This is a genomic window from Luteimonas sp. A649 (assembly GCF_054072735.1).
Genome location: NZ_JBSVRQ010000001.1, coordinates 1,336,115 through 1,349,637 on the forward strand (window position 1 = coordinate 1,336,115; position 13,523 = coordinate 1,349,637).

At 68.6% G+C, this 13,523-nt stretch carries 7 protein-coding genes; 4 read left to right on the plus strand and 3 right to left on the minus strand.

Features of this window, described 5'->3' with window-relative positions; genetic code table 11:
* Window positions 1–29: 29 nt before the first annotated feature.
* Entirely contained in the window at window positions 30–1,175 is a 1,146-nt protein-coding gene (locus ACW5E8_RS06260) for an alpha/beta fold hydrolase (RefSeq protein ID WP_456964608.1), read from the plus strand.
* 27 nt (window positions 1,176–1,202) lie between these two features.
* Here ACW5E8_RS06260 and ACW5E8_RS06265 read toward each other — a convergent pair whose 3' ends face one another.
* The 3 genes from ACW5E8_RS06265 to ACW5E8_RS06275 form a co-directional block, all read right to left on the minus strand.
* On the minus strand, window positions 1,203–1,988 hold the full coding sequence (locus tag ACW5E8_RS06265) for an NAD kinase (protein ID WP_456964609.1): 786 nt from the start codon (window positions 1,986–1,988) through the stop codon (window positions 1,203–1,205).
* A 90-nt stretch (window positions 1,989–2,078) separates the two neighbouring features.
* Window positions 2,079–6,980 (minus strand): NAD-glutamate dehydrogenase, encoded by a 4,902-nt coding sequence (locus ACW5E8_RS06270; RefSeq protein ID WP_456964610.1) that lies wholly within the window; start codon window positions 6,978–6,980, stop codon window positions 2,079–2,081.
* Window positions 6,981–7,142: 162 nt separating this feature from the next.
* The gene (locus ACW5E8_RS06275) at window positions 7,143–8,291 is read right to left on the minus strand and encodes an acyl-CoA dehydrogenase family protein (RefSeq protein WP_456964611.1); all 1,149 of its coding nucleotides are present in this window, start codon (window positions 8,289–8,291) and stop codon (window positions 7,143–7,145) included.
* A 161-nt stretch (window positions 8,292–8,452) separates the two neighbouring features.
* Here ACW5E8_RS06275 and ACW5E8_RS06280 point away from each other — a divergent pair, with 161 nt between their 5' ends.
* From ACW5E8_RS06280 to metH, 3 genes are all read left to right on the plus strand, one after another.
* A complete protein-coding gene (locus ACW5E8_RS06280) occupies window positions 8,453–9,382 on the plus strand; it encodes an ArsR/SmtB family transcription factor (RefSeq protein WP_456964612.1) in 930 nt (309 codons plus the stop codon).
* Complete coding sequence (locus ACW5E8_RS06285) at window positions 9,379–10,455, plus strand: homocysteine S-methyltransferase family protein (protein ID WP_456964613.1); 1,077 nt, start codon at window positions 9,379–9,381, stop codon at window positions 10,453–10,455. The genes ACW5E8_RS06280 and ACW5E8_RS06285 overlap by 4 nt, the downstream gene beginning before the upstream one ends.
* A gap of 376 nt (window positions 10,456–10,831) precedes the next feature.
* Window positions 10,832–13,519, plus strand: a complete 2,688-nt coding sequence (gene metH / locus ACW5E8_RS06290; RefSeq protein WP_456964614.1) for a methionine synthase — start codon at window positions 10,832–10,834, stop codon at window positions 13,517–13,519.
* Window positions 13,520–13,523: the final 4 nt, after the last annotated feature.

Below are 13,523 nucleotides of genomic sequence, written 5' to 3' on the forward strand. Positions count from 1 at the left end.
TGGGGGCCCGCCAACCCGACAGGCCCTTCATGGAAGCCCGCATCCGCAAGCATCCACGCGCCGCGATCGTCCTTGCCGCCCTGCTCGCCTTCACCGCGACGGCGGCGGCGTCGCCGCCACCTCCGCCCGGCGATGAACCGAACGCCGAAGCCAAGCGCATCCTCGCCGACTTGCAGCGGGTGGTGACGCCCGATGGCGTGCAGACCCTGGAGCAGGTGCGGCTGGGCGGCATCGACCAGTGGATCTCGGTGCGCGGCGCCGACCGCGACAATCCTGTCCTGCTGTACCTGCATGGAGGTCCCGCGCAGCCGATGATGCCGGCCAGCTGGACCTTCCAGCGCGCCTGGGAAGACTATTTCACCGTGGTGCAATGGGACCAGCGCGCCTCCGGCAAGACCCATCGGGCGAACGACCCCGCCGCGGTCGCCGACACGATCCACATCGAGCGCTACGTCGAGGACGCCATCGAGCTGATCGCACTCCTTCGCGCGCGCTTCGGCAAGGACAAGGTCGTGTTGATGGGCCACAGCTGGGGCACGATCGTCGGCATGGAAGTGCTGCTGAAGCGCCCCGACTGGCTGCATGCCTACGTCGGACTGGGACAGATCATCAGCATCGAGGAGAACGAGAGCCTCGGCTACGAATATGCCCTGCGCCGCGCACGCACCGAGGGCAATCGCGAGGCCATCGCCGAACTCGAAGCACTCGCGCCCTACCCCGGATCCGAGCCGCTGCACCGCGACCGCATCGGCATGCAGCGCAAATGGAGCATCCACTACGGAGGTCTCAGCGGCTATCGCAGCAACGCCGACCAGTACTTCGCCTCGCAGCGACTGTCGCCCGATTACAGCGAGTCCGATCGCCGCGCGATCCACGAGGGCAGCATGCTGACGCTGGACCGGATCATGGCGGAGTGGAACGCGGTCGACTTCCGCGCCGTGCGCGAGGTCGGCGCGCCGGTGGTGATGTTCATGGGGCGGCACGACTACACCACGCCTTCGCAACAGGCCGCCGACTGGGTGGCCCGGGTGGACGCGCCGGGCAAGGACGCGGTGTGGTTCGAGCACTCGGCGCACCTGGCGCCGCTGGAGGAGCCCGGGCGGGTGCTGATGGCACTGGTGAATCGGGTGCGGACCTTCGCGGTGGCCAACGGCGACGGGGCGCCGGCGCGCTGAGGCGCTCCGGCCCGACCGCAGCTACGCTCAGGCCTCGAACTGCTCGCTGAGGATCCGCTCTTCGAGATTGTGCTCGGGATCGAACAGCAGGGTCACGGTGCGTTCGCGCGACTCCTGGATGGTGACTTCGACCACGTCGCGCACTTCGTGCGAATCGGCGGTGGCGCTGACCGGGCGCTTGTACGGATCCAGCACGCGGAAGCGCACCACGGTGTCGGCCTTGAGCAGCGCACCACGCCAGCGCCGCGGCCGGAACGGCGCGATCGGCGTGAGCGCGACCACGCTGGAACCCAGCGGCAGGATCGGGCCGTGGGCGGAATAGTTGTAGGCGGTGCTGCCGGCGGGCGTGGCCAGCATCACGCCGTCGCAGACCAGTTCGTCCAGGCGCACCTGGCCGTTGAGTTCGATCGAGATGTGGGCGGCCTGCCGCGTCTGCCGCAGCAGCGAGACCTCGTTGTAGGCCAGGGAGCCGACGCTGGCACCGGACTCGGTGGCCACCACCATTTCCAGCGGCCGCAGCACGGCCGGCTCGGCGGCTTCCAGCCGAGCCATCAGGTCGGGCACGGTGCCGCCCTCGCGCTGGTCGTGGTTCATCAGGAAGCCGACCGTCCCCAGCTTCAGGCCATACACCGGCTTCCCCAGCGCCCCGTGGCGATGGAGCGTCTGCAGCATGAAGCCGTCGCCGCCGAGCGCGCAGATGATGTCGGCGTCCTCGGGCGCGTGCTGGCCGTGGCGCGCGGTGAACTGCGCGAGCGCCGACTGGGCATCCGGGGTGGGGCTTGCGAGGAAGGCGATGCGCGGCGATCCGGTCATGCGTTCAGCATACCGCGCACCGCCGGCCGGTAAAGCCGGGCCACGCACCCCCGACCCTCCCCCGCAATGCGGGGAAGGGCGGGAACCCGGTCAGGCGGCGCTGGCCAGCTGGGCAAGCCTCCGCACCGCCACCGACGCCGTCGGGTAATCCAGCGTCTTCTGCGCCGCCAGCTCCGCGAGCATGCCGAGCGTGAACTTCAGCGCCGCATCCTCGCGGCCGATCCACTGCGCGACCTTGGCGTCGGCATCGCGGCCCGGCATCGACAGCACCTGCCCGACCAGGGCGCGATGCTGTGCGGCCAGCTCGTCGCGCAGCGCGCCGTGGGCGACCGCGTGCCAACGGCCATCCACCTGCAGCGCGTCGATCTGCTTCACGAGCCACGGCAGGTCGAGCGCATCGGCCAGGCGGAAGTGCACGCGCGCCACGTCGACCGGCTTGCGCTTGCGCTCGCGGGCCAGCTCGATGATGTCCGGGCTGGCTTCGAGGTAGGGCAGCGCGGCCAGCTTGCCGGCAAGCTCGGCGGGGACGCCCTTCGCGCGCCAGTCGGCCAGCGACTGCTCGTACGCCGGGCGCTGGGCGGCAGTGAGGATCTCTTCGCCGGCGTGGATCGCCTGGAAGCCGTCGTGGTAGCGCTCCACGGCGCTCGTGATCGTGGGCAGCGTCCCGGGACGTGCCAGCAGCCAGCGGGTGAAGGAGCGCTGCAGCGCCCAGATCACCTGCAGGGCGTCGATCTGCACCGACTCGGCCACCTTGCCGTCGAGCGCGTCGATCTGCGCCCACATCGCACGCGCATCGAGCGTTTCACGGGTGACCGTGAACGCCTTCGCGACCTCGGCCGCCGTGCGCCCGCTGTCCTCCTGCATGCGCAGGAGGAAGGTCGCACCCATGCGGTTGATGGTGGAGTTGGTGACCGCGGTGGCGATGATCTCGCGCTTCAGGCGGTGCTGCTCCATGGCCTTGGCGTACTTCGCCTGCAGTGGCTGCGGGAAGTAGCGCTGCAGTTCGCGCGACAGGTACGGATCTTCCGGGATGTCCGATTCCAGCAGCTGCTCGAACGCCACCAGCTTCGAGTACGACAGCAGCACCGCCAGCTCCGGCCGGGTCAGGCCCAGGTTGCGCGCCTTGCGATCGGCGATCTCGGCATCGCTGGGCAGGAACTCGATCTGGCGGTCGAGCAGGCCCTGCGACTCCAGGGTGCGGATGAAGTGCTGCTTGGAACCCAGGCGCGGCACGCTCATCCGCTCCATCAGGCTCAGCGCCTGGTTCTGGCGGTAGTTGTCGTTGAGCACCAGGCCGGCGACCTCGTCGGTCATGGCCTTCAGCAGCGTGTTGCGGTCGGCGAGCTTGAGCTTTCCGGCCTGCACCTGCGCGTTGAGCAGGATCTTGATGTTCACCTCGTGGTCGGAGGTGTCCACGCCGGCGGAGTTGTCGATGAAGTCGGTGTTGAGGATCACGCCGGCCTGGGCCGCCTCGATGCGCCCGCGCTGGGTCATGCCGAGGTTGCCGCCCTCGCCCACCACGCGGCAGCGCAGTTCGCCGCCGTTGACGCGGATGGCGTTGTTGGCGCGGTCGCCGACGTCGGCGTGGGTTTCACCCGCGCCCTTGACGTAGGTGCCGATGCCGCCGTTCCAGAGCAAGTCGACCGGCGCGCGCAGCACCGCCGACATCAGCTCGTTCGGGGCGATCGCGGTGACGCCGTCTTCGAGGCCCAGCGCCACGCGCATCTCCGGCGACACCGGGATCGACTTCAGGCTGCGCGCGAACACGCCGCCGCCCTTGCTGATCAGGCCCTTGTCGTAGTCGTCCCAACTCGAGCGCGGCACCTTGAACAGGCGCTGGCGCTCCTTGTAGGAGCTCGCCGAATCCGGGTTCGGGTCGACGAAGATGTGGCGATGGTCCATCGCCGCGACCAGGCGGATGTGCTTCGACAGCAGCATGCCGTTGCCGAACACGTCGCCGGACATGTCGCCGATGCCGACCGCGGTGAAGTCCTGCTTCTGGGTGTCGTGGCCAAGCGCGCGGAAGTGGCGCTTGACCGACTCCCACGCGCCGCGCGCGGTGATGCCCATGCCCTTGTGGTCGTAGCCCACCGAGCCGCCGGACGCGAACGCGTCGTCAAGCCAGTAGCCGTAGTCGCGGGCGATGCCGTTGGCGATGTCCGAGAAGGTCGCGGTGCCCTTGTCGGCGGCCACCACCATGTACGGATCGGGATCGTCGTGGCGCACCACGTTCGCCGGCGGCAGCACCTTGCCGTCCACCGTGAGGTTGTCGGTGACGTCGAGCAGGCCGCTGATGAAGCGGCGGTAGCAGGCGATGCCTTCGGCCTGCACGGCGTCGCGGTCGCCGCCCACCGGCGGACGCTTGACGATGAAGCCGCCCTTGGAACCGACCGGCACGATGACGGTGTTCTTCACCATCTGCGCCTTCACCAGGCCCAGCACCTCGGTGCGGAAATCCTCGCGGCGGTCGGACCAGCGCAGGCCGCCGCGCGCCACCGGGCCGAAGCGCAGGTGGGTGCCTTCGACACGCGGGCCGCAGACGAAGATCTCGCGGTACGGACGCGGCTTGGGCAGGTCGGGCACTGCAGCGGAGTCGAACTTGAAGGCGATGTAGTCCTTCGGCGTGCCTTCGCCGTCGACCTGGTAGTAGTTGGTGCGCAGCGTGGCCTCGATCACGCCGACGTAGCCGCGCAGGATGCGGTCCTCGTCAAGGCTCGCGACGCCCTCCAGCATGTCCTTGATCGCGGCGTGCGCTGCGGCCATGCGTGCGGCCCGCGCCTTCTCGGCGGCGGGGTCGAAACGGGCTTCGAACAGCTCGACCAGCTGGCGCGCCAGCTGCGGGTGGCGGACCAGGGTCTCTTCGACGTAGCTCTGCGAGAACGGCACGCCGACCTGCAGCAGGTACTTGCAGTAGCCGCGCAGCATCGATACCTGGCGCCAGTCGAGCGCCGCGGCGGCCACCAGCCGGTTGAAGCCGTCGTTCTCGGCCTCGCCCTGCCAGATGCGGGCGAAGGCCTCCTCGAAGCGGGCGGCGTCGGGCTCGGCGCCGCCGACCACCTCGACTTCGAAGTCCTGGATCCAGGCCACGTGGGGGGCCGTGGCCGCCGACGACTGCCCCTCGAGACGGTGTGGATGCTCCGCGATCACGCGCAGCCCCATGTTCTCCATCATCGGCAGCACGTCCGACAGCGGAACGTCACGGCCGGCGCGGTAGAGCTTGAGCCGCAGGCTGCCCTCGTCGGGCTGGTCGAGCGCGGAGCGGCGCAGGCTCAGGCGCAGGTCGTCCGGACCGGCCAGGGCGTCGAGGTGCGCGACGTCCGCGGCAGCCACGGCCGGTGTCGCGCGCTCGATGTAATGCACAGGCAGCGCGCGTCCCCAGCCCGAGGCCAGCGCAAGGCCGCCGGCCTCGCCGTGGGCGGCGATCAGGGTTTCGCGCAGGTCGTCCTGCCAGTTGCGCACGATCGCGTCCAGCCGCACCTGCAACGCGGCTTCGTCGACGTCCACCGCCTCGCCGGTGCGCGGACGCACGAGCATGTGCAGCTGCGCCAGCGGCGACTCGCCCAGCGCGACGTTGGTGTCGACGTGGTCGGCGCCCAGCACCTCCCTGAGCATCGCTTCCACGCGCAGGCGGACCTCGGTGTTGTAGCGGTCGCGCGGCACGTAGGCCAGCACGGAATAGAAGCGGCCGTAGTGGTCGCGGCGCAGGAACAGGCGGCTGCGCACGCGCTCCTGCAGGCCGAGGATGCCGCTGGCCACGCGCTGCAGCTCGCTGCTCGACGCCTGGAACAGCTCGTCGCGCGGCAGCGTCTCGAGGATGTGCTTGAGCGCCTTGCCGCTGTGCCCGGTGTCGGCCAGGCCTGATGCGCCCATGACCTGCTCGTGGCGGTCGCGCACGATCGGGATGTCCCAGGGACGGCGGTTGTAGGCACCGGAGGTGTACAGCCCGAGGAAGCGCTTCTCGGTGGTCGCCTTGCCGCCCTTGCGGTCGAAGCCGAGCAGGCCGATGTAGTCCATGTAGCCGGGGCGATGGATGGTCGAACGGGCGTTGGTCTTGGTCAGGATCAGCGGCTCCACGGTGCGCTCGGTGCGCTGCGCGCCGACCGTGCTCAGCAGGCGCGGCTTGCCGACGTCGCGTCCGCGCAGCAGGCCCAGGCCGCTGCCGTCGACCGCCTGCAGGACCTCGTCGCGACCGGTCTTCACCACTTCGTATTCGCGGTAGCCGAAGAAGGTGAAATGGTTGTCCGCGGCCCAGCGCAGGAAGGCCTGGATCTCGGCGCGCTCTGCGTCGGACACCGGCAGCGGCTCGTCGTCCAGTCCTTCGGCGACCTGTTCCATGCGGGTCTTCATCGCCCTCCAGTCCTCGACGATGACGCGAACGTCCTCGAGTACGCCTCGCACGGCCGCCTCGATGCGCGCGCAGCCCTCGGGCGACTGGCGATCGATCTCGATGTGGATCAGCGACTCCGACCCGCCCGTGCCGACGCCCTTCAGCTTGCCGCTGCGATCGCGGTCCAGCGCCACCACCGGGTGGCCCAGCACGTGCACGCCCACGCCCAGCTCGGCAAGCGCCATGCTCACCGAATCAACCAGGAAGGGCATGTCGTCGTTGGCGATCTGCAGCACCGTGTGCTGCGTCTCCCAGCCGTGGGTGGCCAGGGTCGGATTGAACAGGCGCACGCTGGCCGTGCCCGGCTTGCGCTTGCCGAGGAAGGCGAGGAAATCGGCGGCCAGCGCCGCCCAGCCGTCGGCTTCGTGCAGGCCGATCTCGTCGTCGCCCATGCGCTGGTAGAACGCGTTCGCGAAGGCGGTGGCATCGTCGCCGCCGGCCTTGCCCACGCGCTTGCGCAGGGCGGCCAGCACGGGGTCGAGCAGCGTGCCGGCGCGCGACCCGGCGCGGCGCTCGGCGGCCTTCACGGTCTTCACGGACTTGCCGGTCTTCGCGGTCGCGGCGGTGGAGGTACGGGCGGAAGCCTTCTTGCTGGGGGTGCTCATGTCGTCATCCGGATGCAATGAGGCCCGCGCACAGGCACGGGCCAAGGGGTCGTTTTCGTCAGGAACCAGGAGCCGCCGTCGCGTCCGCGCCCGGGATCGGGATCGGCACGTGACGCGGGCAATGGCAGGGTCTGGGCACGGGCTGCACGGTCGTTGGATGCGTCAGCGCAGCCCGGTCTCATGCCGGGCGATCACCAGCCTCTGGATCTCGCTGGTGCCTTCGTAGATCTCGGTGATCTTGGCGTCGCGGAAGTAGCGCTCGATCGGCATCTCCTTGGAGTAGCCCATGCCGCCATGGATCTGCAGCGCCTGGTGGGTGATCCACATCGCGGCCTCGGACGCGGTGAGCTTGGCGATCGCGGCCTCGTTGCTGAAGCGCTTGCCTTGCCCCTTCGTCCACGCCGCGCGCAGCGTCAGGAGCAGGGACGCATCGAGCTTGCACTTCATGTCGGCGATCTTGGCCTGGGTCATCTGGAACGCGCCGATCGGCTGGCCGAAGGCCTTGCGCTCCTTCACGTATTCAATGGTGGCCTCATAGGCCGCACGAGCGATGCCGATGGCCTGCGACGCGATGCCGATGCGACCGGCATCGAGCACGCCCATGGCGATCTTGAAGCCCTGGCCCTCTTCGCCCAGCACCTCGTCGGCCTGGACGACGTAGTCGTTGAACTCGATCTCGCAGGTGGCCGAGGCGCGGATGCCGAGCTTGGGCTCGGTCTTGCCGCGGCCGAAGCCCTCGCGGTCGCCGTGGACCAGGAAGGCGGTGATGCCGCGCGCGCCCTTGTCGGGGTCGGTCATCGCGAACAGCACGAAGTACTTCGCCACCGGACCGGACGTGATCCAGCTCTTCTTGCCGTTGATCACGTAGCTGCCGTCGGCCTGTTTCACGGCGCGGCAGCGCATGGCGGTGGCGTCGGAGCCGGACTGCGGCTCGGTCAGTGCGAAGGCGCCGATTTCCTCGCCCTCGGCGATCGCGCGCACGTACTTCTGCTTCTGCGCTTCGGTGCCGTGGGTCAGGATGCCGTTGCAGAACAGCGAATTGTTCACCGACATGATCGTGGAATGCGCGGCGTCGCCAGCGGCGATCTCGATCATGGCCAGCACGTAGGCCACCGGGTCCATGTCGGCGCCGCCGTACTCGGTCGGCACCTCGATCCCCATGAGTCCGTTCTCGCCCAGCAGGCGGATGTTGTCGAGGGGGAATTCACCGGTCTGGTCGTGGTGCTCGGCGCTCGGCGCGATCTTCTCCTGCGCGATGCGGCGGGCCACGTCCTGGATCATCAACTGCTCTTCGGTAAAGCTGAAATCCACGCGCTGCTCCTGGTCGTGCCGCGTATGCGCGCGGCAGCTGTTGGCAAGGCCGCTATTCTAGCCTGCCCGCCGCGGGGCTTCGACAGCCTGCAGCCATCGCGCTTGACCCTGCCCGGATCCCGTCGGACAATGCATCGCTATATCGCGATGGGAAGATATATATGGATCTCGAAGCCTGGTCGAGCCACCTCAAGGTGCTGGCCGACGCCACGCGCGTGCGCCTGCTGGCGCTGCTCGACGGCGAAGAGCTGACGGTCGCCGAACTCTCGGCCATCACCCGCCTGGCGCAGCCGCGGGTGTCCACCCATCTCGCGCGGCTCAAGGAGGCCGGCCTGGTGCGCGACCGGCGCGCCGGTGTCTCCGCCTACTACCGTTTCGACGAGGATCGCCTCGACCCGGCACAGCGTGCACTGTGGCAGACGCTACGCGAAGGCAGCGACGATCCGCTGCTGCGCCAGGATGCCGAGCGCGTGGCCGGCGTCCTCGCGATGCGCGCCGCCGACCAGAACTGGGCCGACTCGGTGGCCGGCGACATGGAGCGCCATTACTCCCCGGGCCGCACCTGGGAGGCCATGGCGCGCTCGGCGCTGCCGCTGCTGGAAACCGGCGATGTGCTCGACATCGCGTCCGGTGACGGCGTGCTCGCCGAACTCCTGGCCCCGCACGCCAAGCGCTATGTCTGCATCGATACCAGTCCGCGGGTGGTCGCGGCGGCGCAGGAGCGACTGAAGCGCTACCGCAACGTCGAGGTGCGCGAGGCCGACATGCATGCCCTGCCCTTCGACGACGCCAGCTTCGACCTGGTAGTGCTGATGCACGCGCTGACCTATGCGGGCAAGCCCGCCGCCGCCGTGTCCGAAGGCGCCCGCGTGCTGCGGCCGGGTGGCCGGCTGCTGATGACCAGCCTCGCGCGCCACGGCCATCGCAGCGCGGTCGAGGCCTTCGGCCACATCAACCTGGGCTTCACCGACAAGGAGCTGCGTCGCTTCGTCGACAAGGCCGGGCTCCAGCTGCAGTCCTGCGAGACGGTCACGCGTGAGAAGCGGCCGCCGCACTTCGAAGTCATTTCCCTGATCGCGGGCAAACCATGAGCACCCTTCCCTGGCTCCATCCCGATCGCGTCGCGCTGCTGGACGCCGCGCTGGCCAACCGCATCCTCGTCATCGACGGCGCCATGGGCACGATGATCCAGGGCTACCGGCTGGACGAGGCCGACTACCGTGGCGAACGCTTCGCCGACGGCTTCGACAGCCTGCATCCCGGCGACGGCGTCGGCCACGACCTCAAGGGCAACAACGACCTCCTGAGCCTGACCCGGCCCGACATCATCTCCGCCGTGCACGCCGCCTACCTGGACGCGGGCGCCGACCTGGTCGAGACCAACACCTTCAACTCCACCGCCGTCAGCCAGTCCGACTATCGCCTGCCGCACCTGGTGCGCGAACTCAACGTCGAAGGCGCGCATCTGGCCCGGGCCTGCTGCGACGCCGCCGAGGCCGCGACGCCCGGCAAGCCACGCTTCGTGATCGGCGTGGTCGGCCCCACCAGCCGCACCGCGTCGATCAGCCCCGACGTCAACGACCCGGGCTTCCGCAACACCAGCTTCGATGCACTGCGCGAGGACTACCGCGTGGCCGTGGACGGACTGATCGATGGCGGCGCCGACGTGCTGATGGTGGAAACGATCTTCGACACGCTCAACGCCAAGGCCGCGCTGTACGCGATCGAGGAAGCCTTCGACGCCCGCGGCGCGCGGGTGCCGGTGATGATCTCGGGCACCATCACCGATGCATCCGGTCGCACGCTGTCGGGGCAGACCGCGGAGGCCTTCCACATCTCGGTGACGCACTCGCGGCCGCTGTCGATCGGCCTGAACTGCGCGCTGGGCGCGAAGGAGCTGCGCCCGCACGTGGAGACCCTCGCCCGCGTGGCCGACTGCCACGTCAGCGCGCATCCCAACGCCGGGTTGCCCAATGCGTTCGCCGAGTACGACGAGACGCCGGAGGAAACCGCCGCCATCCTGGAAGAGTTCGCCCGCGCGGGCCTGCTCAACCTCGTCGGCGGCTGCTGCGGCACCACCCCGGCCCACATCCGCGCCATCGCCGATGCCGTCCGCGGCATTCCCCCGCGGCGGCTGCCGGGGTTGGTGGAGGCTGCGGCGTGAATCCGGAGAGCGTTCTTGCCACGGATTTGCGCGGCTGCGCGCGGATTTTCGCGGTTAGAGCGAACAGCTTTGGCCACGGATTTGCGCGGATAAACGCGGATAGAGCAAGAGCAAGAGCAATTTTTTGCCACGGATTTGCGCGAATTGGCGCGGATTGGGCTGGAGCCTTGTCGGCTGCATCCCCGCGGGCCTGCAACAGCTCGCGGACGATCCCCGGTTCGTCAAAAAGCCCCTGCAAAAAATCTCCCAAGACTTGCCTCGGCCAGATCCGCGCAAACCCGCGCAAATCCGTGGCCAAAAAAAGCTTTTTCTCCTGCTCCCGCCTCTGCTCTATCCGCGTTGATCCGCGCAAATCCGTGGCAAAAAAGGCTTCCGCATGAACACGCCTCGCTATACCCGCCTGTCAGGCCTCGAGCCGCTGGTGATCACCCCGGAGTTGCTGTTCGTCAACGTCGGCGAGCGCACCAACGTCACCGGCAGCGCGAAGTTCAAGAAGCTGATCAAGGACGACCGCTTCGAGGAGGCGGTCGAGGTCGCGCGGCAGCAGGTGGCCAGCGGGGCGCAGATCCTCGACGTGAACATGGACGAGGGGCTGATCGATTCGGCCAAGGCGATGACGCGCTTCCTGACGCTGATCGCGTCGGAGCCGGACATCGCGCGCATCCCGGTGATGGTCGACTCTTCGAAGTGGGAAGTGATCGAGGCCGGGCTGAAGTGCCTGCAGGGCAAGGGCGTGGTGAACTCGATCTCGCTCAAGGAGGGCGAGGAGCAGTTCGTCGCGCAGGCGCGCATGGTGCTGCGCTATGGCGCCGCGGCGGTGGTGATGGCCTTCGACGAGGACGGCCAGGCCGATACCGCCGAACGCAAGGTCGCGATCTGTACCCGCGCCTACCGCATCCTGGTCGACGAGGTCGGGTTCCCGCCCGAAGACATCATCTTCGACCCCAACATCTTCGCCATCGCCACCGGGCTCGACGAGCACAACAACTACGCGGTCGACTTCATCGAGGCCACGCGGATCATCCGGCAGACGCTGCCGCACTGCCACGTCTCCGGCGGCGTTTCCAACGTCTCGTTCTCGTTCCGCGGCAACGAGACCGTGCGCCAGGCGATCCACTCGGTGTTCCTGTACCACGCGATCAGTGCGGGCATGGACATGGGCATCGTCAACGCCGGCGGGATGCCGATCTACGACGACCTCGACCCGGAGCTGCGCGACCACGTCGAGGACGTCATCCTCAACCGCCGCCCGGACGCCACCGAGCGCCTGCTCGCGCTTGCGGAGCGCTACAAGGGCAGCAAGGGACAGAAGACCGAAGAAGACCTGTCCTGGCGCGAGAAGGACGTGCGCGCGCGCCTCAGCCACGCACTCGTGCACGGCATCGACCAGTACGTGGTCGAGGACACCGAAGCGGCGCGCCAGCTGAGCAGCCGCCCGCTGGATGTGATCGAAGGCCCGCTGATGGACGGCATGAACGTGGTCGGCGACCTGTTCGGGGCCGGCAAGATGTTTCTGCCCCAAGTCGTCAAGTCGGCACGGGTGATGAAGAAGGCGGTGGCCTACCTGCTGCCCTTCATCGAAGCCGAGAAGCTGCGCACCGGCGATACCGGGAAGAACAACGGCAAGATCGTGATGGCGACCGTCAAGGGCGACGTCCACGACATCGGGAAGAACATCGTCGCCGTGGTGCTGGCCTGCAACAACTTCGAAGTCATCGACCTCGGCGTGATGGTGCCGGCGCAGAAGATCATCGACACCGCGATCGCCGAGAACGCCGACATCATCGGCGTCTCCGGCCTGATCACGCCGTCGCTGGAGGAGATGGGGCACGTGGCGCGGGAAATGCAGCGCCAGGGCATGACCATCCCGCTCATGATCGGCGGCGCCACCACCTCGCGCGCGCACACCGCGCTGAAGATCGATCCGCACTACAAGTCGCCCACGATCTGGGTGAAGGACGCCTCGCGCGCAGTCGGCGTGGCCCAGTCACTGGTGTCCGCCGAACTGCGCGCGCCGTTTGTCGCAGCCAACGAGTCCGACTACGCCGAGATCCGCCAGCGCCACCGCAACCGCGGCGACGCCAAGCGCCTGGTGCCGCTCGCAAAGGCCCGTGGCCAGCGCTTCGACGGTGGCTGGGACAGCTACGTGCCGCCGCAGCCGGCGAAACCCGGCATCACCGTGTTCGACGACTACCCGCTGGCCGTCCTGGTCGACACCATCGACTGGACGCCCTTCTTCCAGGCATGGGAACTGGCCGGGCGCTATCCCGCGATCCTCACCGACGAAGTCGTCGGCACCGCCGCCCGCGAGCTCTATCGCGACGCGCGCGAGATGCTCGACACCATCATCCGCGAGAAATGGCTGACCGCGAGGGCTGTCTTCGGTCTATGGCCGGCCAACAGCGTCGGCGACGATGTCGAGCTCGAACTCGGCGACGGAGGCAGCGCCGCCGTGCACTTCCTGCGCCAGCAAGTGGACAAGCCAGTCGAGCGCCCCGACTTCTGCCTGGCCGACTTCATCGCACCGAAGGACACCGGCCTGCGCGACTGGATGGGCATGTTCGCCGTCACCGCCGGCATCGGCATCGAGCCGCACCTGGAACGTTTCCGCGCCGACCACGACGACTACCGCAGCATCCTGCTGAAGGCACTCGCCGACCGCCTGGCCGAAGCCCTGGCGGAACACCTGCACCGCCGCGTGCGCACCGACTACTGGGGCTACGCACCCGACGAGGCCCTGGACAACAACGCCCTGATCGCCGAAGCCTACCGAGGCATCCGTCCGGCACCGGGCTATCCGGCCTGTCCGGACCACAGCCCGAAGGAACAGCTGTTCCGCGTGCTCGACGCCACCGGCAACGCCGGCATGGAGCTCACCCACGGCTTCGCGATGCTGCCGACCGCCGCCGTGTCCGGCTATTACTTCAGCCATCCCGGCAGCAAGTACTTCGTGGTCGGACGCGTGGGCAAGGACCAGGTCGCGGACTATGCAAAGCGCCGCGGCGTATCGGTGGCGGACGCCGAACGCTGGCTGGCCTCCAACCTCGATTACGATCCGGACTAGTCCC

Bases quoted from the DNA above. Each gene is read 5' to 3' on its own strand.
- ACW5E8_RS06265 (WP_456964609.1), bottom strand. From the start codon at position 1,988: ATGACCGGATCGCCGCGCATCGCCTTCCTCGCAAGCCCCACCCCGGAT.
- ACW5E8_RS06285 (WP_456964613.1), top strand. From the start codon at position 9,379: ATGAGCACCCTTCCCTGGCTCCATCCCGATCGCGTCGCGCTGCTGGAC.
- metH (WP_456964614.1), top strand. From the start codon at position 10,832: ATGAACACGCCTCGCTATACCCGCCTGTCAGGCCTCGAGCCGCTGGTG.
- ACW5E8_RS06280 (WP_456964612.1), top strand. From the start codon at position 8,453: ATGGATCTCGAAGCCTGGTCGAGCCACCTCAAGGTGCTGGCCGACGCC.
- ACW5E8_RS06260 (WP_456964608.1), top strand. From the start codon at position 30: ATGGAAGCCCGCATCCGCAAGCATCCACGCGCCGCGATCGTCCTTGCC.
- ACW5E8_RS06270 (WP_456964610.1), bottom strand. From the start codon at position 6,980: ATGAGCACCCCCAGCAAGAAGGCTTCCGCCCGTACCTCCACCGCCGCG.